Source organism: Klebsiella sp. 18074 (assembly GCF_902705905.1).
GTDB lineage: Bacteria > Pseudomonadota > Gammaproteobacteria > Enterobacterales > Enterobacteriaceae > Klebsiella > Klebsiella terrigena.
Genome location: NZ_CACSIS010000023.1, coordinates 26552 through 47168 on the forward strand (window position 1 = coordinate 26552; position 20617 = coordinate 47168).

Below are 20617 nucleotides of genomic sequence, written 5' to 3' on the forward strand. Positions count from 1 at the left end.
TTCCTAACAAACTCTCTTACAACCGAGAGAAATCATTGAAAAGTGCAAGCCCCATTAACAACACCAGCAGTATTGAGCCAATGCGATAACTAAAGTCTTGAACTCGCTCGGATACCGGCCCGCCTTTTAGCTTTTCAATCGCTAAAAACAGCAGGTGCCCCCCGTCCAGGACGGGAAGCGGGAACAGGTTGATTATTCCGAGGTTCACGCTTATCAGCGCAAGGAACATCAGATAGTAAATCAACCCAAACTCCGCTGACATTCCAGCCCCCTGGGCGATAGAGATCGGCCCGCTGAGGTTGTTCAGTTTGACATCACCGGTTATCAATTTACCCAGCATCCTGACCGTTAACGACATCAGTTGCCAGGTTTTATCCGTGGCTTCAGCGATGGCGGCAAACGGCCCGTACTGACGAACTGTCTTATATTCATCGGGCAGCGGGATGACCTTAGGCACAACCCCTGCAAATCCCTCAGACTGACCTTTACTACCGGACTTCGAATCTGGTGTCAGCGTCACTGACAGAGGACTCCCCTGCCGTTCGATGTCCAGAACCAGCGCTTTACCGGGATTATCACGCACCAGATTAACAAACGTCATCCACTGCGTTAACGGTTGACCATCGACTTTAACGATCCTGTCGCCCGCTTGCAAACCCGCCTTCTGCGCTGCCGAATTCGATTGTACTTCTGCCAGAGCCGTATCAACCTGCGCGCTCCGGGGCTGAATGCCCAGCGATGTCACCGGATCCTGTTTGTCCGGCTCGAACGCCCAATGGCGTAAATCGAGGATTTTATCCTGGCGTTGGCTGGTCCCGAAAGGGGCGACCGAAACTATTGTTTGCTGGTCTCCGATCTTCGTTACCAGCGCCATACGCACAGCATCCCAATCAGGCGTTTCGATGCCATCTATCGCTTTAAGTTCCGTTCCTTTTGCAATTTGTGCGTGTGCGGCAATCGAATCGGGCACTATTTCGCCAACAACCGGACGAACGCCAGGGACGCCGATGATAAACACCAGCCAGTAGGCAAAGATGGCAAAAATGAAGTTCGCGATCGGTCCGGCGGCGATTATCGCTGCGCGCTGACCGACAGTTTTATTATTGAAAGCGTAGTGGCGCATCTCGGGCGCCACCGGCTCGACGCGCTCGTCGAGCATCTTGACGTAACCGCCGAGTGGGATAAGGGCGATAACGAATTCCGTCCCCTGCTTGTCAGAGCGCCGCCATAGCGCTTTGCCAAAGCCGATGGAGAAGCGTTCAACGCGAACGCCACAGCGACGAGCCACCCAGAAATGGCCAAACTCATGCACGGTGATCAATACGCCCAGCGCAATGATAAAGGCGGCCAAATTCCAGAGAACGCTTAGCATAAAACCTTCCGTCAAATCGTCCTGAAGACCAACAATAGCAGACACGCGAATACCGGTACCGCCGCCGTCAGGCTATCGATACGATCCAGAATTCCGCCGTGTCCGGGAATCAGATGCCCGCTATCCTTGATGCCGGCCTCTCGCTTAAACATACTTTCCGTCAGGTCGCCGAGCACCGAAGCCAGCGCCGCAACGATAGAGCAAATGAGCAGTACCGCCGGCGTAACATCGAGATTCGCCCACTGGCCGTACGCCCAGGAAATAACCGCTGCGGTAACCAGCCCGCCAAAAAAACCCTGCCAGGTTTTGCCCGGTGAAACCTTCGGCGCCAGCTTGTGCTTACCGAACATTTTGCCAAACATATAGGCACCGGAGTCCGCGCCCCAAACCAGAATCATCACGTACAGTAGCCACAGCGCGCCGCTGTAATGGTTATCCGCGTAGTGCCAGGCGCGGAGCGTCAGCATGCCCCAGAAGAACGGAACGATGGTCAGAATGCCAAAAGCCAGGCGCAGCGTTTTAGAGTTCCGCCAGAAGGCAGCGGAAGCCGGGTAGGAAAGGACCAGTAGCAGGGCCGCAATCCACCAGCCCAGCGATGCCCATAGCGACCCCTCAACCACCGGTTGATGGACGTCATAGTGATACTCAGGCATCAGGAAAAGCATCAGCGCCAGCAGCAGGCCGCAGAGCAGCGCCAGCCAGACGCGTTGGGTCGTTGAGGTGAAGCCGCTTAGCTGCCCCCACTCCCACGCGGCGAGCATACAAACGACCAGCGTGACGATGGCGAAACCCGCAGGCGGCAACAGGAAAAGCGCCGCAATCACCACGGGGATCAAAACAAAAGCCGATATCAGGCGATACTTCAGCAAAAGTGACCCCCATCAGGCATTGCTGCCACCCGGCTCAGTGCCGCCGAAACGACGCTCTCGATTAACAAAGGCATGGAGTGCACCTTCAAAGTCCTGTTCAGCAAAATCGGGCCAAAGAACATCGGTAAAGTAAAGTTCGGCATAGGCAATTTGCCAAATCAAAAAATTACTGATTCGATGCTCTCCCCCGGTCCTAATAACTAAATCTACAGGTGCCAGTTCATGCATACAGACCTGCTGACTCAGCATGTCTTCCGTGATCTGTTCGGGCTGAAGTAACCCGTTTTTTACCTGTTCGGCCAGATTGCGGACGCCCTGAATGATATCCCAGCGCCCACCGTAGTTCGCCGCAATATTCAGCGTTAAGCCCGTGTTATTCTCAGTGAGCGCTTCCGCTTTGCGGATCCGCTCCTGCAGGCGAGCATTAAAACGCGTGGTTTCGCCGATGATACGCAGGCGAACGTTATGCCGGTGCAGGCTTTTGACTTCGCTATCCAGCGCCCAGACGAACAGCTCCATCAGCGCGCTGACTTCCTGCGCCGGACGGTTCCAGTTCTCACTGCTGAATGCGTATAACGTCAACGCTTCAATACCATTGTTCGCCGCGAAGGAAACTGCGCGACGGACTGACTTCGCTCCGGCCTTATGACCGAATGCGCGAATTTTCCCTTGCTGTTTCGCCCAACGTCCGTTGCCATCCATAATGATGGCGACATGACGGCAGCCATGTACAGGTGATATTTCGCTGACAGGTTGATTAGCAGACAACATAACGCGTTTTAAGTCCATAATAAGGATTAGCCACGCCGCTAAACGCAAGCAACCGGTCAGCGCTATATACGCATTTTTATCCAGTGCCGAGGCTGCGGCTAATCGCAGAGAACAACCAAGAGCTTTACGCAAAAAAGCCGTGTCATACCACGGCCACCGCAATCTTAGACAACGATCGGGTGGCGCAGACTATATCACTGAAGCCCAGCGCCCACAAATATCACAACGTATTGCGTCGGTCAGCCCCGCGCCGCCAGATGTTTCAGCTGCCGGTGAGCAGCGGCTCTCGCCTGAGCATCGATAATCAGAACCTCTTCAATGCTTTGCGGCTCATCCAGCGCCAGCTGCTCCAGCACAGCCAGGTTAACCGCCGCAATATCGGTGAAGCGAATCTCCGTAGCGAGGAACGCGGCTACCGAAATTTCATTGGCAGCATTCAGCGCCGTCGTCGCCGCCTGACCGACATCAAATGCCTCCATCGCCAGCTTCAGGCACGGATAGCGTCCGTAATCCGGCGCGGCAAAGCTCAGATTGCTCAGACGGCAGAAATCCAGCGCTTCAGCCCCAGAGTTCAGGCGCTGCGGCCATCCCATAGTGTGGGCGATCGGCGTACGCATATCCGGCTCACCGAGCTGTGCGAGAACGCTGCCATCGCGATAGCGCACCATTGAATGGATAACGGACTGCGGGTGAATCAGCACTTCCATCTGTTGCGCCGAGGCGTTGAACAGCCAGCGGGCTTCGATATACTCCAGCCCCTTATTCATCATCGTGGCGGAATCGACGGAAATTTTGCGTCCCATTGACCAGTTAGGGTGGCGGCAGGCCTGATCCGGCGTCATTGCCGCCAGCTCAGAGAGCGCTGTATCCCGGAAAGGACCACCGGAACCGGTCAGCAGAATCGACGAGACGCCGTTCTGCGTTAAGTCAGCGTATCCCAGATTGTGTTGAATTGTTTCCGGCATACTCTGAAAAATAGCGTTATGTTCGCTATCGACGGGCAACAGGCGCGCGCCGGACTGCTGCACGGCGTCCATAAACAGACGACCGCAGGTCACCAGCGCCTCTTTGTTGGCCAGCAGCACCGTTTTGCCGGCCCGAATGGCCGCGAGCGTAGGAACCAGCCCTGCGGCGCCGACAATCGCCGCCATGACCTGGTCAACGTCATCCAGCGCGGCGACTTCCGCAGCGGCGTGCTGGCCGCTCAGGACTTCGGTACGGCTGCCGCGTTCGCGCAGCGCGATACGCAGAGATTCGGCGCTTTTCGCATCATCCATGACCGCGTAGCGGGGGGTGAATTCCAGACATTGTTCAACCATACGGTCGACATTTTTCCCCGCGACCAGCGCGGCGACGGAAAAGCGTTCGGGGTTATGGCGCACGACATCCAACGTGCTGCAGCCAATTGAACCGGTCGAACCGAGAACGGTTAAGTGCTTCATGAGGCGTCCAGAAGAAGTAAGACAGGATAAAAAGAAAAACGCCGCCAGCAAGCCCTCGCGCATTAGCAATCAGGAGGCGGGCAGGCGGTGTATCGCCTTCAACAAGAGTGTCAAAGGCTACAGGGCCGACCTTTTCAACGCAATCCCTGGAGCTGAGCGTTCGGTCTTCTGTACGGCGTTTCAGACTGTACGCCCGTCCCGTTCATCAAACGGCAATGAGGACGGGCATAACGGCAGGAAATCAGAACTGCATCAGTTCCGCTTCTTTATCTGCCAGCGCCGCATCCACTTTCTTAATGGCGGCGTCAGTCATTTTCTGCACGTCGTCCTGAGAACGGCGATCGTCATCTTCGCTGATCTCTTTGTCTTTCAGCAGCGCTTTCACTTTATCGTTAGCGTCGCGACGAACGTTACGTACCGACACGCGAGCCTGCTCGGCTTCTGCGCGTACGATCTTAGTCAGATCTTTACGACGCTCTTCGGTCAGCGGAGGCAGCGGAACGCGGATATCGCTGCCCGCAGAGCTTGGGTTCAGACCGAGGTCAGAAGCCATGATCGCTTTTTCAACGGCCGGGCTCAGGGAGCGGTCGAACACGTTGATTTTCAGAGTACGGGAGTCTTCTACCGTTACGCTTGCCAGCTGACGCAGCGGCGTAGGCGTGCCGTAATACTGCACGACGATGCCGTCCAGCAGGCTGGGGGAAGCACGACCCGTGCGTATTTTGCTGATTTGGTTTTTGAACGCTTCAACGCATTTTTCCATGCGCACTTCAGCATCTTTTCTGATGTCGTTAATCACGTTACTAATCCTTGGAAACTTGTCTCAGGCAGACTAAACGCCGCACAGCTGCTATCAGGTGAGCTAAGTATAGTCCCGTTTAATTCATGACGACGCCCTGGGCGCGTCTGAGTAAAAAGCCGCTACTAAGGTAGAGCGGAATCTTACCTTCATTTCTACACAAAATCATTCACGTTGTATCGAGGCAACGGCGGAGCGAACTCCCCAGCAGCTTACTGAAGTCAGCGGCTGAGGTGAGCAAAGGCGGCCAACGCAGAGACAGTCTGAACGATGAAGCGTATTACGGAAATTATTCCGTAATTAACGTACCTTCTTTTTCGCCCATCACCACGCGGCGCAGCGCGCCGGGTTTGTTCATGTTGAATACGCGAATCGGCAATTTATGGTCACGCGCGAGGGTAAAGGCGGCCAGATCCATTACTTTCAGCTCTTTATCAAGCACTTCGCTGTAGCTCAGCTGATCGTACATGGTGGCAGACGGGTCTTTAGCCGGGTCAGCGGTAAACACGCCGTCGACTTTGGTCGCTTTCAGCACCACGTCAGCTTCAATTTCAATACCGCGCAGGCAGGCTGCGGAGTCGGTCGTGAAGAACGGGTTGCCGGTACCCGCAGCCAGAATAACGACGCGGTTATTACGCAGCAGGCTGATCGCCTCTGCCCAGCTGTAGTTATCACAAACGCCGTTCAGCGGAATCGCTGACATCAAGCGAGCGTTCACATAGGCGCGATGGAGGGAGTCACGCATTGCAAGGCCGTTCATGACCGTTGCCAGCATGCCCATGTGGTCGCCCACAACGCGGTTCATTCCCGCTTTCGCCAGACCAGCACCACGGAACAGGTTACCGCCACCAATCACTACGCCAACCTGAATACCCAGTTCAACCAGTTCTTTGATTTCCTGAGCCATACGGTCAAGTATGCTTGCATCAATACCGAAGCCTTCCGAACCCTGCAGAGCTTCGCCACTTAACTTAAGCAGAATACGTTTGTAGACGGGTTTTGCATTGGTAGCCATGTTTCTTTCCTGAGACTGTCAACGAGTGAGATGAGTTAATTCTGGCGACATTGTATGTCGCTTTTCAGCGCAGCCACTATAAGGGTTGGCTGAATTTACAAAATGGGCACAAAAAGAAGCCGCCCTCAGGCGGCTCCTTTTAAAAAATTAAGACTGCTTGGACATCGCAGCAACTTCTGCTGCAAAGTCAGTCTCAACTTTTTCGATGCCTTCGCCCACTTCAAAGCGGATGAAGCCAGTCACGTCTGCGTTGTGCTCTTTCAGCAGCTGAGCAACAGATTTGCTTGGGTCCATAACGAAAGGCTGGCCGGTCAGAGAAACTTCGCCGGTGAATTTCTTCATGCGGCCTTCAACCATTTTCTCTGCGATTTCTTTCGGCTTACCGGACTGCATCGCGATGTCCAGCTGAACCTGGTACTCTTTCTCTACCACTTCAGCAGAAACGTCTTCCGGCTTAACGAATTCTGGCTTGCTTGCAGCGATGTGCATAGCCAGCTGTTTAACCAGCTCCTGGTCTGCGCCTTTAGCGGCAACAAGAACACCGATGCGCGCACCGTGCTGGTATGAACCCAGCACTTCGCCTTCCAGGGAAGCAACGCGACGGATATTGATGTTTTCACCGATTTTAGCAACCAGCGCAACACGCTCTTCTTCGAACTGAGCTTTCAGTACGTCAACGTCGGTGATTTTACCGGCAACAGCTGCGTCCAGAACTTTGTTAGCAAATGCCTGGAAACCGCCATCTTTTGCTACGAAGTCAGTCTGGCAGTTAACTTCCAGAATGATGCCGTAGGTACCGTCGATTTTGGTGATGATCACGCCGTCAGCAGCAACGTTACCTGCTTTTTTCGCCGCTTTGATCGCGCCGGATTTACGCATGTTTTCGATTGCCAGCTCGATGTCGCCGTTAGCTTCAGTCAGTGCTTTTTTGCAATCCATCATGCCTGCGCCGGTACGTTCGCGCAGCTCTTTTACCAGGGATGCGGTAATTTCAGCCATTCTTTAATCCTCGGGAGAGATATGACCTGCCCGGTTCCAGGAACCAAACAGGTTTAAAAGTGAAAAAGGGGCCAAATATAGGCCCCTATTTATACACGGTACTAAATAAGGGCTAGACCTTATTATTCAGCTTCTACGAAGCTTTCTTCCGCTTGAGAAGCCAGATCCTGAGAACGACCTTCACGCACGGTTGCAGCTACTGCACCCAGGTACAGGCTAACAGCGCGGATTGCATCGTCGTTACCCGGGATAACGAAATCTACGCCGTCCGGATCGGAGTTAGTATCAACGATAGCAAATACCGGGATACCCAGGTTGTTTGCTTCTTTGATAGCGATGTGTTCGTGGTCTGCATCGATAACAAACAGTGCGTCCGGCAGGCCGCCCATGTCTTTGATACCGCCCAGGCTGTTTTCCAGCTTGGCCAGTTCACGAGTACGCATCAGCGCTTCTTTCTTGGTCAGCTTCTCGAAAGTACCGTCCTGGGACTGAGTTTCCAGGTCTTTCAGACGTTTGATGGACTGACGAACGGTTTTCCAGTTAGTCAGCATACCGCCCAACCAGCGATGGTTCACGAAGAACTGATCGCAGCTGTTAGCAGCGTCTTTTACCGCTTCGCTTGCAGCGCGCTTAGTACCAACGATCAGGATCTTGCCTTTACGAGCAGAGATCTTGTTCAGTTCAGCCAGAGCTTCGTTGAACATCGGTACAGTTTTCTCAAGGTTGATGATGTGAACTTTGTTACGCGCGCCGAAGATGAAAGGCTTCATTTTCGGGTTCCAGTAACGGGTCTGGTGACCAAAGTGAACACCAGCCTTGAGCATGTCGCGCATGGAAACAGTTGCCATGTTTAAAACCTCTATAGATAAAGTTGGGGTTATGCCTCCACGTATCCCATATTACCGACCCCAAAGGGCACCCCGGAATATGTGTCGATACGTGTGTGTTATATACACAAAGTGAGATTTGTCGCTTCAGTCCATCCTGTGTAGTACGAAATGGAACGGAAGTCCGGCGCGCTTTATACCACAAAATAGGATTGGACACCAACTCTTGTTGACGCTGAGTGCTGTTAATGATTCTCAATTTGGCACCAGGTCACCCGGACTGTTAACATTGACGGGACTTACTCTATTATTGTCGAAAAAATCGACACAGCTGGACACAATCCATGGCTATTTCTATCAAGACATCTGAAGACATCGAAAAAATGCGCGTTGCGGGCCGCCTGGCCGCCGAAGTGCTCGAAATGATTGAACCCTATGTAAAACCGGGCGTCAGCACCGGCGAGCTGGACCGCATCTGTAACGATTACATCGTCAACGAGCAGAAAGCGATCTCCGCCTGCCTTGGCTACCACGGCTTCCCTAAATCGGTGTGTATCTCGATTAACGAAGTGGTGTGCCACGGTATCCCGGATGATGAAAAACGGCTGAAAGACGGCGATATCGTCAACGTTGACGTCACGGTCATTAAGGATGAGTTCCACGGCGACACCTCCAAAATGTTTATCGTCGGCAAACCGACGATCCTCGGAGAGCGTCTGTGCCGCGTCACTCAGGAGAGCCTCTATCTGGCCCTGAAGATGGTCAAACCCGGCATTAACCTGCGGGCCATCGGCGCGGCCATTCAGAAATTTGTCGAAGCGGAAGGTTTTTCCGTGGTGCGTGAATACTGCGGGCACGGCATTGGCCGCGGCTTCCATGAAGAGCCGCAGGTGCTGCACTACGACTCACCGGAGACCAACGTGGTGCTCAAGCCGGGAATGACCTTTACCATCGAGCCGATGGTCAACGCCGGTAAGAAAGAGATCCGCAGCATGAAAGACGGCTGGACGGTGAAAACGAAAGACCGGAGCTTGTCTGCCCAGTACGAGCATACTATTGTGGTGACGGATAACGGCTGCGAAATTCTGACGTTACGCAAGGATGACACCATCCCGGCGATAATCTCGCATAACGAATAACGAAAAGCCGGCGCCCGCCGGCTTTTTTATGACGGGCTTCCTACGGACCGCCGCAGGCGACGTTAAAAATCGCTCCCGGCGATTTTTTTAATGGGCGATATTTTTTCTTATGGTGGCGCGATGAGCAACTCTTTACCTGGCACTCTCCCCCTAGCCCTCTCGGGCCAACCTGAGAATCCGGGCGCCTGGCCGCAGGACGATTTAGCCTGCGCGACGATTAAGTCCCATCTCGAGCTTTTCCAGCGCTGGCTGGGGGAGGCTTTCGATGCCGGCACCGCCGCTGAGCGGCTGATTGAAGCCCGCACCGAGTTTATCGATCAGCTGCTGCAGCGCCTGTGGGTGGAGTACGGCTTCGGCTCGGTTTGCGACATGGCTCTGGTGGCGGTAGGCGGCTACGGTCGCGGTGAACTGCACCCGCTCTCCGACGTCGACCTGCTGATCTTAAGCCGTAAAAAACTCTCCGACGAACAGGCGCAGAAGGTCGGCGAGCTGCTGACGCTGCTGTGGGACGTCAAGCTGGAGGTCGGGCACAGCGTGCGCACCCTCGAAGAGTGCCTGCTGGAAGGGTTATCCGATCTCACCGTCGCCACCAACCTGATCGAATCGCGCCTGCTGATTGGCGACGTCGCGCTGTTTCTTGAGCTGCAAAAACACATTTTTAGCGACGGCTTCTGGCCGTCGGAGAAATTCTTTGCCGCCAAGGTAGAGGAACAGAACGAACGCCATCAGCGCTATCACGGCACCAGCTATAACCTTGAGCCGGATGTGAAAAGCAGCCCCGGCGGCCTGCGGGATATTCATACCCTGCAGTGGGTCGCCCGTCGCCACTTCGGCGCCACCTCGATGGATGAAATGGTTGGTTTCGGTTTCCTGACGGAGGCGGAACGCAACGAGCTCAACGAATGCCTGCATCAGCTGTGGCGAATTCGGTTCGCGCTGCACCTGGAGCTAACCCGCTACGATAACCGATTACTCTTCGACCGCCAGCTCAGCGTCGCCCGTCGCTTAGGCTATGAAGGCGAAAGAAATCAGCCCATCGAGCACATGATGAAGGATTTCTTCCGCGTCACCCGCCGGGTAAGCGAGCTGAACAACATGCTGCTGCAGCTGTTTGATGAAGCCATCCTCGCGCTGACCGAAGATGAAAAGCCGCGGCCGATTGACGATGATTTTCAGCTGCGCGGCTCGCTCATCGATCTGCGCGACGATACGCTGTTCATCCGCGAGCCGCAGGCTATTCTGCGCATGTTCTATATTATGGTGCGTAACAGCAGCATCACCGGCATCTACTCCACGACGCTGCGCCACCTGCGCCACGCGCGCCGCCACCTGACGCAGCCGCTGTGCTATATCCCGGAAGCGAGAACCATTTTTCTCAGCATGCTGCGCCACCAGGGTGCGGTGAGCCGCGGGCTGCTACCGATGCACCGCCACAGCGTGCTGTGGGCATACATGCCGCAGTGGTCGCATATCGTCGGCCAGATGCAGTTCGATCTGTTCCATGCCTACACCGTGGACGAGCATACGATCCGCGTCCTGCTCAAGCTGGAGAGTTTTGCCAAAGAGGAGACCCGCAGCCGCCACCCGCTGTGCGTTGAGCTGTGGCCGCGCCTGACCCATCCTGAGCTGATTCTGATTGCCGCCCTGTTCCACGACATTGCTAAAGGCCGCGGCGGCGATCATTCGGTGCTCGGTGCCCAGGACGTCCTGAAGTTTGCCGAACTGCACGGCCTGAACTCGCGAGAAACTCAGATGGTCGCCTGGCTGGTTCGCCATCATCTGTTAATGTCCGTCACCGCCCAGCGCCGTGATATTCAGGATCCCGAGGTCATCAAACAGTTCGCCGAAGAGGTGCAGACGGAAAACCGCCTGCGCTACCTGGTGTGCCTGACCGTGGCCGACATCTGCGCCACCAACGAAACCTTGTGGAACAGCTGGAAGCAGAGCCTGCTGCGCGAGCTCTATTTCGCCACCGAAAAACAGCTGCGCCGCGGCATGCAAAGCACGCCGGATATGCGCGAACGGGTTCGCCATCATCAGCTGCAGGCGCTGGCACTGCTGCGGATGGAAAACATCAATGAAGAGGCCCTGCATCAAATCTGGAACCGCTGCCGGGCCAACTACTTCGTGCGCCACACGCCAAATCAGCTCGCCTGGCACGCGCGTAATTTGCTCCGGCACGATCTCAATAAACCGATGATCCTGCTCAGCTCGCAGGCCACGCGCGGCGGCACCGAAATCTTTATCTGGAGCCCGGACCGACCCTATCTCTTCGCCGCCGTCTGCGGTGAACTTGACCGCCGAAATCTGAGCGTGCACGACGCCCAGGTCTTTACCACCCGCGACGGGATGGCGATGGACACCTTTATCGTGCTCGAACCGGACGGCAGCCCGCTCTCCGCCGATCGCCACGAGATGATCCGCCTCGGGCTCGAGCAGACCATTACTCAGCGCAGCTGGCAGCCGCCGGCTCCGCGCCGACAGGCGGCAAAATTACGCCATTTTTCCGTCGTCACCGAGGTCAATTTCCTGCCCACGCATACCGACCGAAAATCGTTTCTTGAACTGATTGCGCTCGATCAGCCCGGCCTGCTGGCCCGGGTCGGCCAGGTCTTCGCCGACCTCAATATTTCCCTGCACGGGGCCAGAATTACGACAATTGGTGAGCGAGTAGAAGATTTATTTATAATCGCCACGGCAGATAGGCGTGCGCTTAATAATGAGCTACAACAAGAAGTACAACAACGGTTGACAGAGGCCCTCAATCCAAACGATAAAGGGTAACGAACTTTTATGTGTAATAGAGAAAGAGTAAACAATGCAGCAATTACAGAATGTTATTGAGTCCGCCTTTGAGCGTCGCGCCGACATCACGCCGGCAAATGTGGATACCGTAACCCGCGAAGCGGTTAACCAGGTCATTTCCCTGCTTGATTCCGGCGCTCTGCGTGTCGCTGAAAAGATCGATGGCCAGTGGGTCACCCACCAGTGGCTGAAGAAAGCGGTTCTGCTCTCTTTCCGTATTAACGATAACCAGGTTATCGACGGTGCGGAAAGCCGCTACTTCGATAAAGTACCGATGAAATTCGCCGACTACGATGAAGCGCGTTTCCAGAAAGAGGGCTTCCGCGTGGTTCCGCCGGCGGCCGTTCGCCAGGGCGCGTTCATTGCCCGCAACACCGTGCTGATGCCGTCCTACGTCAACATCGGCGCCTACGTTGACGAAGGCAGCATGGTTGATACCTGGGCTACCGTCGGCTCCTGCGCGCAGATCGGTAAAAACGTGCACCTCTCCGGCGGCGTGGGTATCGGCGGCGTGCTGGAACCGCTGCAGGCTAACCCAACCATCATCGAAGATAACTGCTTTATCGGCGCGCGTTCTGAAGTTGTCGAAGGCGTTATCGTCGAAGAGGGTTCCGTTATCTCGATGGGCGTGTACCTCGGCCAGAGCACCAAAATCTACGACCGCGAAACCGGCGAAGTCTTCTACGGTCGCGTACCGGCCGGCTCGGTGGTGGTTTCCGGCAACCTGCCGTCGAAAGATGGCAAGTACAGCCTGTACTGCGCGGTGATCGTGAAGAAGGTTGATGCGAAAACTCGCGGCAAGGTCGGCATTAACGAACTGCTGCGTACCATCGACTAAGCAGTATAAAAAGCGGGAGATATCCCGCTTTTTTTATATTTGACGCTGGCGAAGATGGTTTTTTTCGTTAATTATTCAAAGGTTATGATGATATCAAAGGTACCGTTATGTACGATAATCTGAAAAGTCTGGGCATTACCAATCCTGATGAAATCGATCGCTATAGCCTGCGGCAGGAAGCTAACAACGACATTCTGAAAATCTATTTTCAGAAGGACAAGGGCGAATTCTTCGCCAAGAGCGTTAAGTTTAAGTATCCGCGTCAGCGTAAGACCGTGGTCGCCGATGGCGTAGGCCAGGGTTATAAAGAAGTGCAGGAGATCAGTCCCAACCTGCGCTACGTTATCGATGAGCTCGATCAGATCTGCCAGCGCGATCGCACTGAAGTCGATCTGAAACGTAAGATCCTCGACGATCTGCGTCATCTTGAAAGCGTCGTCACCCACAAGATCAGCGAAATTGAAGCCGATCTGGAAAAACTGACCCGCAACAAGTAAGTCTGCTCCCCTTCCCTGGCCGGCGATGCCCGTCGGGGCTATGTGTACAGCCGCCCGGATAAGGCGTTCTCGCCATCATCCGGGATTATCCCCTACCTCTGTTCATCCAGCTGCAGCGCAATATAGAGCAGCAGCCGATCGTCGAAACTGCCCAGGTCCAGCCCCGTCAGCTCTGAAATACGATTCAGCCGGTACTCCAGCGTATTACGATGAATAAACAGCGCCTTTGAGGTCGCCAGCGGCTGAACGTTATGGCGAAACCAGGCCTGCAGCGTGCGTCGCAGCAGACCGTTATTGTCCATCGCCTTCAGGCGAACCAGCGGACGGGCCAGTTCGTTGGCCTGCCAGCCGCCGCGCAGGCTATCGAGCAGCACCGGCAGCATCAAATCCTGATAAAAATAGCTCCGGCTCTCCGGCATGCGCTCCTTGCCGACCATCATGGTGGTGCGAGCGGTACGATACGAGCGCGCAATGCTCCCGGGCCCGGTAAAGAAGTTGCCTAACGCCACGCGGAAACGCAGCTGGCCGTTTTCCTTCATTCTGGCGATAAGCTGGTCAACCCGTTTGCAGTGATCTTCCGCATCCCAGCGGCCAAAGGCGTTGAGCGCGGGCTTAAGAACCACCATCTCCGTTAATGAGACAATCGCCACCAGGTTATTGCGATCCGGGGTGGTCAGAGCCGTCTGCAGCTGCTGCAGCTCCGCCATTGCGCTATCCACGCCCAGCTGGCCGCTATCGACCTCAATCATTGCCACCACCCGCGGCTGATTCAGGTCGATTCCCAGGCGCTGCGCCCATTCGGTGAGCGCCGGGGTGTTCTCTTCTGCCTGAATCAGGTTCATCACCAGCTCTTCACGCAGGCGGCTGTCCTGGGCCAGCAGGTGCATCAGCCGGGACTGCTCCAGCATCATCTCTGCGGTCATGCATACCAGCTCGCCATACTTGCGCAGCGTTTCAGGCTCGCCGGTCAGACCGATGACGCCGACGATTTCCCCTTCCAGACGTAGCGGCAAGTTGATCCCCTGGCGTACGCCGTGCAGGTGGCGGGCCACCGCATCATCGATATCGACAATCCGCCCCTGCGAGAGAACCAGCAGCGCGCCTTCGTGCAATTCACCAATACGCTCACGATCGCCGCTGCCAATAATGCGCCCACGAGCATCCATTACGTTGATATTGGTATCAATGATGCGCATGGTACGCGCCACAATATCCTGCGCCATTTTGGTATCAAGATGCCAGCCAGCCATGTAACCCTCCCGTGAGCAGGGCACCAGCATAAAAGAGTTGGGTTAGCGGTGCATTGTGCGTATGCACAAAGAGCGGGAGAGAAGTATGGAGTTGTGGAAGGAATCACAGAATGACGGTTCGGTCGCGGTGCAGGGTAAAAAAAAGCCCCTTCCCTCGGGCGAGGAGAAGGGGCCGGTGTCGCCGACAGAGATTACTGCATCAGCAGGTAGATAGTGCTATCACCGCGCTGAATATTCAGCGCCAGCACCGACGGTTTAGCGTCAAAGATTTTGCGCAGATCGGCAATATTTTTCACCGGCTGCTGGTTAGCACCGACGATAATATCGCCTTTCTTCAGGCCAATCTGCGCCGCAGGGGTCCCGGCCTTGACGTTATTGACCATTACGCCTTTATCCTGGCCCTTGTTGCTCATTTCAGCCCCTTCGATACCGTTGAAGATGCTGCTGGAGTCAACCTGGGTCTGGTTGCTCTGCTGCAGCTCAACGGTCGCGGTGACCGGTTTGCCATCCCGCACCAGGCCAAGCTCGACTTTGCTGCCGATAGGCATCGTTCCGACCTGCGCACGCAGTGCGGCAAAGCTGCTAATCGGCTTACCGTTCAGCGAGGTAATCACGTCCCCGGCCTTGATACCGGCTTTCGCCGCGGCAGAGCCCGGCATCACCTGGCTGACGAAGGCGCCGCGCTGGGCATCGACCTTCATCGCTTTTGCCAGCTCGGAGTTCAGCTCGGTCCCCATGATCCCCAGCTCACCGCGTTTCACCTGGCCATATTTGACCATCTGCTCGGTCAGGTTTTTCACCATGTTGCTCGGAATAGCAAAGCCGATGCCGATGTTGCCGCCGTCCGGCGCGAGGATCGCGGTATTGATACCGATCAGTTCGCCGTTCAGGTTCACCAGCGCACCGCCGGAGTTACCGCGGTTAATCGCCGCATCCGTCTGGATAAAGTTTTCGTAGTTTTCCACGTTCAGGCCGCTGCGGCCGAGAGCGGAAACAATACCGGAGGTCACGGTTTCACCCAGACCGAACGGGTTACCGATAGCCACGGTGTAGTCGCCTACGCGCAGGGCGTCGGAGTCAGCCAGCTTAATTGCCGACAGGTTTTTCGGATCCTGAATCTGAATCAGCGCAATATCGGAACGCGGGTCTTTACCCACCACTTTGGCGTCAAATTTGCGCCCGTCGCTGAGCTGAACTTTGATGGTCGTCGCATTGTCCACAACGTGGTTATTGGTGACGACATAGCCTTTCGCCGCATCAATAATGACCCCGGAGCCCAGCGCCATAAATTTCTGCTGCTGGCCGCCGTCAGCCGGCGCACCGCCGCCCTGCCCGCCGCCCTGACAGAACGGAGAGCTTTGGAACGGTGAACCGTCCTGGCAGAACGGCGAGTTGTCGCCGAAGAACTGCTGGAAGTTACGCGGCATCCGCGGCGTGTTCACGGTGGTGCTGCCTTCAACGTTGATGCTGACGACCGACGGCATGACTTTTTCCAGCATCGGGGCCAGACTCGGCATCTGCTGCGCATTAGTCGCCGAAGAAGCTGTTTCTGCCGCGCTCGCAGAGAGCGGGGATAACGCTAGACCTAAACTCAGAGCCAGTGCACTCATTGCTAACGTGGTTTTTTTCATATGTCTCATATCTCGATTTTAGATAACGCAGAATTGCTATGTAAGTGACTATCAGAGTCATTTTATCGCGCTAAGTTCCGGAATAAAGCACTGCCAAAAAGTAAAAAATTATTGTCCGTCTTTACAAAACCTGTACCTATTCTACCGCCATCAGCCGCCGATATTCATCCCATGCATACAAGTCCGTCATCCCGCTAATATAGTCCTGGATCAGGCGGCAGCGATAATAGTATTCCATCAGTGGAAACTCTGCAGAATCTGCCGGAATTTTGTTTACCGCCTCCACGTAGGCCAGCCGATGTCGCGTGGAAAGTTTCTGAAATAGCCGCGAAGCGATAGGCAGACTTCTCACTCTCTCTTTTTCGACTAATAAGCTGAACTCCTCCAGCGATAATTTCAGCAGCGGCTTATAGATATCTAACAGGCCGCTAATAACGCGATAGCCCTGCAATTCCAGCTGCTCTACATCCGGATGGCTAAACACATGTTTTATCGCCACGTTTTTATATAGCTCCAGCAGCTGACTGCAGTCGCTATCATCCTCAAGCAGCGCGTGATTAAAATCACCGGTAAAAATCTTCGCGATGTTATCTATAAAGCGTCGGGCCGCATACGGCACCAGTTTATTCAGCGTATTCACCCGTAAATACATAAAGAACTGATCTTCTGTACTCCGACTTAGGGAATTAGAACGTGATTTTTCCCACGCATTTTCTACCACCTGGGAAAATAACGAACCTTTTTCATGCTGCCCCCATGCGTCGTACAGATGCTGATAGAGTTGCTCTACGCTGAAAATTCGTTTTTCTACCGCATCTTCAAGATCGGCGACGCAATATGAGATATCGTCCGCCGCTTCCATAATCCATGTTAAAGGAAAGCGATTGTAAGGAGCCAGATCCAGTTCTTTACGTAACCTCGCAATATAGCCCTCTTCGGCTAAATAATAACCAGGTTTCTTCATTAAATAGCTGTGACTGGCAGGCGCATCACCGCGCCACCAGGCCGGGCGAGTATATTTAAGAATACAGCCAACCTGCGCCCAGGTAAGATTCATTCGCATTAGCGTATGCACTAAACGAATCCCCTGCGCGTTGCCCTCAAACCAGCACAGATCCTGGCGGATCTTACTGCGCAGCGCGTTCAGTGACGCCTCGCCCGGCCGCAGGCGCAGCACCTCAACCGTGCAGCGATCGTTGGGCGACGCTTCGTTAGCCGCATCGTCCGGCGCGAGGCGCTGGCTGAACCAGTCATTGATTGCCGCCTCGCCAAAATGGCCAAACGGCGGGTTGCCGATGTCGTGCATCAGGCACGCCATCTCGACGATGCTCTCAAACGGCCCGCCGAGCTCATCCAGGCCGTAGGTCGTCAGCAGCTGCTGCTCCTTCAGCCGGCTCAGAACCTCTTTGGCAATGTAGCGTCCAACCTGCTGCACTTCGAGAGAGTGGGTAAGTCGGGTGCGCACCGCCGCGTTGCGCTCCAGCGGAAAGACCTGGGTTTTCTGCTGTAAACGGCGAATGGCCGGGGAGTTAATAATGCGCCCGCGATCGCTTTCGAAAATACGCAGGATTTCACGCTCCGTTTCGACGCCCTGCGGCGAGCGATAGCGTCGGCGCCAGTTAATCTTGTTGCGAAAATCAATCTTTGCCATAGCCTCTCCCGCTCGCGAGCAATAACGTTTCCCTTTGAGTGCATGATAGACTATGCAACTAAACCTGACACATCGCGAGTAAATCTATGAAAATCGGCATTATTGGCGCCATGGAAGAAGAAGTTACCCTTCTGCGCGACAAAATCGAAAACCGCCAGACTATCACCCTTGGCGGCAGCGAAATTTATACCGGCCAGCTTCACGGTACCGACATCGCCCTGTTGAAATCGGGGATCGGTAAAGTTGCCGCGGCGATGGGCGCGGCGCTGCTGCTGGAAGTCTGCAAGCCGGACGTGATTATCAACACCGGCTCCGCGGGCGGTCTTGAGCCAACGCTAAAAGTCGGTGATATCGTTATCTCCGACGAAACCCGCTACCACGACGCCGACGTGACCGCATTCGGCTACGAATATGGCCAGCTGCCGGGCTGCCCGGCAGGCTTCAAAGCCGACGATAAGCTGATTGCCGCCGCGCAAACCAGCATCGAAGCGCTGAATCTTAACGCGGTACGCGGTCTGATCGTCAGCGGCGACGCGTTCATCAACGGCTCCGTCGGGCTGGCGAAAATCCGCCATAACTTCCCGCAGGCCGTAGCGGTCGAAATGGAAGCCACCGCCATCGCGCACGTCTGCTATAACTTCGGCGTCCCGTTCGTGGTGGTTCGCGCCATCTCCGACGTTGCCGATCAGCAGTCCCATCTGAGCTTCGACGAGTTCCTCGCCGTCGCCGCCAGGCAGTCCACCCTGATGGTGGAAAATCTGGTGCAGAACCTGACGCGTGGCTAAATCGCTAAAACAGGCGCTTGCCGCCCTGCTGCTGCTGGCCCCGGTGTGGCTCTTTGCCGCGCCGCGGGTGATTACGCTATCCCCGGCCAATACCGAGCTGGCGTTTGCGGCAGGCATCACGCCGGTTGGCGTCAGCAGCTATTCCGACTACCCGCCGGAAGCCACCGGCATCGAGCAGGTTTCCAGCTGGCAGGGGATGAACCTGGAGCGCATTGTCGCCCTCAGGCCCGACCTGGTCCTGGCGTGGCGCGGAGGCAACGCCGAGCGGCAGGTTAATCAGCTAAGCTCCCTCGGTATCAAGGTCATCTGGGTCGATACCGCTACCATCGAAGAGATTATCACCACCCTGCGACAGCTGGCGCAGTGGAGCCCCCAGCCGGAAAAGGCCCGCCAGGCGGCGCAGCAAATGCAGAACGACTATCGCGCGCTGAAGGCCCGCTACGCCCACCTTCCGAAGAAGCGCGTCTTTCTCCAGTTTGGCAGCAACCCTCTTTTTACCAGCAGCCAGGGATCGATTCAGGATCAGGTTCTGACGCTGTGCGGCGGGGAGAATATTTTCGCTGCCAGTAAAGCGCCCTGGCCCCAGGTCAGCCGCGAGCAGGTTCTCGCCAGGCAGCCGCAGGCCATTGTCATCACCGGCGATGCCCGCAAAATTCCCGAAGTCGAACGCTACTGGCATAATCAGTTAAAAATTTCCCTGATTGCGCTGCATAGCGACTGGTTTGAACGCGCGAGCCCACGTATTATCCTCGCCGCAAAACAACTCTGTACTGCGCTCGAGCAGGTAAAATAATCGCCTGTTAACCAGGCGCTAAGCGGGAACTGACGATGCTTGTCTATTGGCTGGATATTATTGGCACCGCCGTATTTGCGATCTCCGGCGTGTTGCTGGCCGGCAAACTGCGGATGGACCCTTTCGGCGTGCTGGTGCTGGGGGTGGTGACCGCCGTGGGCGGCGGGACGATCCGCGATATGGCGCTCGCCAACGGCCCGGTGTTCTGGGTTAAAGACCCAACGGACCTGGTGGTGGCCATGGTGACCAGCATGCTGACTATCCTGCTGGTACGTCAGCCGCGCCGGCTGCCGAAATGGATCCTGCCGGTGCTTGACGCCGTCGGCCTGGCGGTATTTGTCGGCATCGGCGTCAATAAAGCCTTTATTGCCCACAGCGGTCCGCTGGTCGCGGTCTGCATGGGGGTGGTGACCGGCGTCGGCGGCGGCATTATTCGCGACGTGCTGGCGCGTGAAATCCCGATGATTTTACGTACCGAAATCTATGCGACGGCCTGCATTGTCGGCGGTATCGTGCACGCAACGGCCTACGATACGTTTAACGTGTCGCTGCAGAATTCGGCGATGATGGGGATGGCCGTGACGCTGGTCATTCGGTTGGCGGCAATCCGCTGGCACCTGAAGCTGCCGACGTTTGCGCTGGATGATAACGGGCGTTAGGAAGCGGGCTTGGCGGCGTAAACCGGCCGCAGTCGGGGAAGAGGTGCCTGCTGCGCGGCCCGTCCATGGGCCCCACTTCGGCGGGATCGAATCAAACGCTAAACGAAGATCCGCAGCCGCAGGTGCTTTTCGCATTCGGGTTGGTCACGATAAAACGTGAACCTTCGAGGCCTTCGGTGTAATCGACGGCACCGCCGACCAGATACTGCAGGCTCATTGGGTCAACCACCAGGCCAACGCCCTGTTTCTCGATGGTCATATCCCCTTCGTTAACCTGATCGTCGAAGGTGAAGCCGTACTGGAAACCGCTGCAGCCGCCGCCGGTGATATAAACGCGCAGCTTCAGGTTCGGGTTGTCTTCATCAGAAATCAGGAATTTTACTTTTTTGGCTGCGGCTTCGGTAAACTCCAGCGGCAACACGACATCATCACTCATTTTATGCTCCCATTAATACTGCCGATCCGCTTAAAGAAT

19 protein-coding genes are annotated in these 20617 nt (G+C 55.6%); 7 read left to right on the top strand and 12 right to left on the bottom strand.

Annotated features, from left to right (window positions below; genetic code table 11):
• Nucleotides 1–16 precede the first annotated feature (16 nt).
• From rseP to rpsB, 8 genes are all read right to left on the bottom strand, one after another.
• A complete protein-coding gene (gene rseP / locus GVK32_RS20560) occupies nucleotides 17–1372 on the bottom strand; it encodes a sigma E protease regulator RseP (protein ID WP_159872122.1) in 1356 nt (451 codons plus the stop codon).
• Between the two features lie 11 nt (nucleotides 1373–1383).
• A complete protein-coding gene (gene cdsA, locus GVK32_RS20565; protein WP_159872060.1) occupies nucleotides 1384–2241 on the bottom strand; it encodes a phosphatidate cytidylyltransferase in 858 nt (285 codons plus the stop codon).
• 12 nt (nucleotides 2242–2253) lie between these two features.
• Nucleotides 2254–3012, bottom strand: a complete 759-nt coding sequence (ispU, locus tag GVK32_RS20570) for a (2E,6E)-farnesyl-diphosphate-specific ditrans,polycis-undecaprenyl-diphosphate synthase (protein ID WP_159872124.1) — start codon at nucleotides 3010–3012, stop codon at nucleotides 2254–2256.
• Between the two features lie 239 nt (nucleotides 3013–3251).
• Nucleotides 3252–4454 (bottom strand): 1-deoxy-D-xylulose-5-phosphate reductoisomerase, encoded by a 1203-nt coding sequence (ispC, locus tag GVK32_RS20575; protein WP_159872061.1) that lies wholly within the window; start codon nucleotides 4452–4454, stop codon nucleotides 3252–3254.
• A gap of 241 nt (nucleotides 4455–4695) precedes the next feature.
• The gene (frr, locus tag GVK32_RS20580; protein WP_041144131.1) at nucleotides 4696–5253 is read right to left on the bottom strand and encodes a ribosome recycling factor; all 558 of its coding nucleotides are present in this window, start codon (nucleotides 5251–5253) and stop codon (nucleotides 4696–4698) included.
• Nucleotides 5254–5542: 289 nt separating this feature from the next.
• The gene (gene pyrH / locus GVK32_RS20585) at nucleotides 5543–6268 is read right to left on the bottom strand and encodes a UMP kinase (protein WP_041144130.1); all 726 of its coding nucleotides are present in this window, start codon (nucleotides 6266–6268) and stop codon (nucleotides 5543–5545) included.
• A 147-nt stretch (nucleotides 6269–6415) separates the two neighbouring features.
• Nucleotides 6416–7267: a translation elongation factor Ts gene (gene tsf, locus GVK32_RS20590; protein ID WP_041144129.1), complete on the bottom strand. Its 852-nt coding sequence runs from the start codon at nucleotides 7265–7267 to the stop codon at nucleotides 6416–6418.
• A gap of 122 nt (nucleotides 7268–7389) precedes the next feature.
• The gene (gene rpsB, locus GVK32_RS20595) at nucleotides 7390–8115 is read right to left on the bottom strand and encodes a 30S ribosomal protein S2 (RefSeq protein ID WP_041144128.1); all 726 of its coding nucleotides are present in this window, start codon (nucleotides 8113–8115) and stop codon (nucleotides 7390–7392) included.
• A gap of 323 nt (nucleotides 8116–8438) precedes the next feature.
• Between rpsB and map the strand changes: the two genes are divergently transcribed.
• The 4 genes from map to GVK32_RS20615 all read left to right on the top strand — a co-directional run bounded on the left by map (nucleotide 8439) and on the right by GVK32_RS20615 (nucleotide 13373).
• Entirely contained in the window at nucleotides 8439–9233 is a 795-nt protein-coding gene (map, locus tag GVK32_RS20600) for a type I methionyl aminopeptidase (protein WP_041144127.1), read from the top strand.
• Between the two features lie 120 nt (nucleotides 9234–9353).
• Nucleotides 9354–12017, top strand: a complete 2664-nt coding sequence (gene glnD / locus GVK32_RS20605; protein WP_159872062.1) for a bifunctional uridylyltransferase/uridylyl-removing protein GlnD — start codon at nucleotides 9354–9356, stop codon at nucleotides 12015–12017.
• Nucleotides 12018–12051: 34 nt separating this feature from the next.
• Nucleotides 12052–12876 (top strand): 2,3,4,5-tetrahydropyridine-2,6-dicarboxylate N-succinyltransferase, encoded by an 825-nt coding sequence (gene dapD / locus GVK32_RS20610; RefSeq protein ID WP_004872026.1) that lies wholly within the window; start codon nucleotides 12052–12054, stop codon nucleotides 12874–12876.
• 107 nt (nucleotides 12877–12983) lie between these two features.
• Complete coding sequence (locus GVK32_RS20615; protein ID WP_004858100.1) at nucleotides 12984–13373, top strand: DUF3461 family protein; 390 nt, start codon at nucleotides 12984–12986, stop codon at nucleotides 13371–13373.
• Between the two features lie 92 nt (nucleotides 13374–13465).
• On the opposite strand, the gene GVK32_RS20620 is transcribed toward GVK32_RS20615, so the two are convergent.
• From GVK32_RS20620 to dgt, 3 genes are all read right to left on the bottom strand, one after another.
• Nucleotides 13466–14623, bottom strand: a complete 1158-nt coding sequence (locus GVK32_RS20620; protein ID WP_041144125.1) for a CdaR family transcriptional regulator — start codon at nucleotides 14621–14623, stop codon at nucleotides 13466–13468.
• A 191-nt stretch (nucleotides 14624–14814) separates the two neighbouring features.
• A complete protein-coding gene (gene degP, locus GVK32_RS20625; protein ID WP_159872063.1) occupies nucleotides 14815–16254 on the bottom strand; it encodes a serine endoprotease DegP in 1440 nt (479 codons plus the stop codon).
• 136 nt (nucleotides 16255–16390) lie between these two features.
• Nucleotides 16391–17905 carry a dGTPase gene (dgt, locus tag GVK32_RS20630; RefSeq protein ID WP_159872064.1) on the bottom strand — a complete coding sequence of 505 codons (1515 nt, stop codon included), beginning with the start codon at nucleotides 17903–17905 and terminating at the stop codon, nucleotides 16391–16393.
• 86 nt (nucleotides 17906–17991) lie between these two features.
• Here dgt and mtnN point away from each other — a divergent pair, with 86 nt between their 5' ends.
• Genes mtnN through GVK32_RS20645 form a run of 3 tightly spaced genes read left to right on the top strand, consistent with a single transcriptional unit; the run spans nucleotide 17992 to nucleotide 20142 of the window.
• Nucleotides 17992–18690, top strand: coding sequence for a 5'-methylthioadenosine/S-adenosylhomocysteine nucleosidase (gene mtnN / locus GVK32_RS20635; RefSeq protein WP_123710058.1), 699 nt, complete (start codon nucleotides 17992–17994; stop codon nucleotides 18688–18690).
• Nucleotides 18683–19483, top strand: coding sequence for a vitamin B12 ABC transporter substrate-binding protein BtuF (btuF, locus tag GVK32_RS20640; protein ID WP_159872066.1), 801 nt, complete (start codon nucleotides 18683–18685; stop codon nucleotides 19481–19483). Before mtnN ends, btuF begins: the two co-directional genes overlap by 8 nt.
• 35 nt (nucleotides 19484–19518) lie before the next feature.
• The gene (locus tag GVK32_RS20645; RefSeq protein WP_159872068.1) at nucleotides 19519–20142 is read left to right on the top strand and encodes a TRIC cation channel family protein; all 624 of its coding nucleotides are present in this window, start codon (nucleotides 19519–19521) and stop codon (nucleotides 20140–20142) included.
• 91 nt (nucleotides 20143–20233) lie between these two features.
• Here the strand turns inward: GVK32_RS20645 and erpA are convergent, their stop codons facing one another.
• On the bottom strand, nucleotides 20234–20578 hold the full coding sequence (gene erpA / locus GVK32_RS20650; RefSeq protein WP_041144119.1) for an iron-sulfur cluster insertion protein ErpA: 345 nt from the start codon (nucleotides 20576–20578) through the stop codon (nucleotides 20234–20236).
• Nucleotides 20579–20617 lie beyond the last annotated feature (39 nt).

What these genes read in the sequence shown, in the direction of transcription:
- rseP (WP_159872122.1), bottom strand. Translation starts at nt 1,372, where the DNA reads ATGCTAAGCGTTCTCTGGAATTTGGCCGCCTTTATCATTGCGCTGGGC.
- ispU (WP_159872124.1), bottom strand. Translation starts at nt 3,012, where the DNA reads ATGTTGTCTGCTAATCAACCTGTCAGCGAAATATCACCTGTACATGGC.
- ispC (WP_159872061.1), bottom strand. Translation starts at nt 4,454, where the DNA reads ATGAAGCACTTAACCGTTCTCGGTTCGACCGGTTCAATTGGCTGCAGC.
- pyrH (WP_041144130.1), bottom strand. Translation starts at nt 6,268, where the DNA reads ATGGCTACCAATGCAAAACCCGTCTACAAACGTATTCTGCTTAAGTTA.
- tsf (WP_041144129.1), bottom strand. Translation starts at nt 7,267, where the DNA reads ATGGCTGAAATTACCGCATCCCTGGTAAAAGAGCTGCGCGAACGTACC.
- rpsB (WP_041144128.1), bottom strand. Translation starts at nt 8,115, where the DNA reads ATGGCAACTGTTTCCATGCGCGACATGCTCAAGGCTGGTGTTCACTTT.
- map (WP_041144127.1), top strand. Translation starts at nt 8,439, where the DNA reads ATGGCTATTTCTATCAAGACATCTGAAGACATCGAAAAAATGCGCGTT.
- glnD (WP_159872062.1), top strand. Translation starts at nt 9,354, where the DNA reads ATGAGCAACTCTTTACCTGGCACTCTCCCCCTAGCCCTCTCGGGCCAA.
- dapD (WP_004872026.1), top strand. Translation starts at nt 12,052, where the DNA reads ATGCAGCAATTACAGAATGTTATTGAGTCCGCCTTTGAGCGTCGCGCC.
- GVK32_RS20615 (WP_004858100.1), top strand. Translation starts at nt 12,984, where the DNA reads ATGTACGATAATCTGAAAAGTCTGGGCATTACCAATCCTGATGAAATC.
- GVK32_RS20620 (WP_041144125.1), bottom strand. Translation starts at nt 14,623, where the DNA reads ATGGCTGGCTGGCATCTTGATACCAAAATGGCGCAGGATATTGTGGCG.
- degP (WP_159872063.1), bottom strand. Translation starts at nt 16,254, where the DNA reads ATGAAAAAAACCACGTTAGCAATGAGTGCACTGGCTCTGAGTTTAGGT.
- dgt (WP_159872064.1), bottom strand. Translation starts at nt 17,905, where the DNA reads ATGGCAAAGATTGATTTTCGCAACAAGATTAACTGGCGCCGACGCTAT.
- mtnN (WP_123710058.1), top strand. Translation starts at nt 17,992, where the DNA reads ATGAAAATCGGCATTATTGGCGCCATGGAAGAAGAAGTTACCCTTCTG.
- GVK32_RS20645 (WP_159872068.1), top strand. Translation starts at nt 19,519, where the DNA reads ATGCTTGTCTATTGGCTGGATATTATTGGCACCGCCGTATTTGCGATC.
- erpA (WP_041144119.1), bottom strand. Translation starts at nt 20,578, where the DNA reads ATGAGTGATGATGTCGTGTTGCCGCTGGAGTTTACCGAAGCCGCAGCC.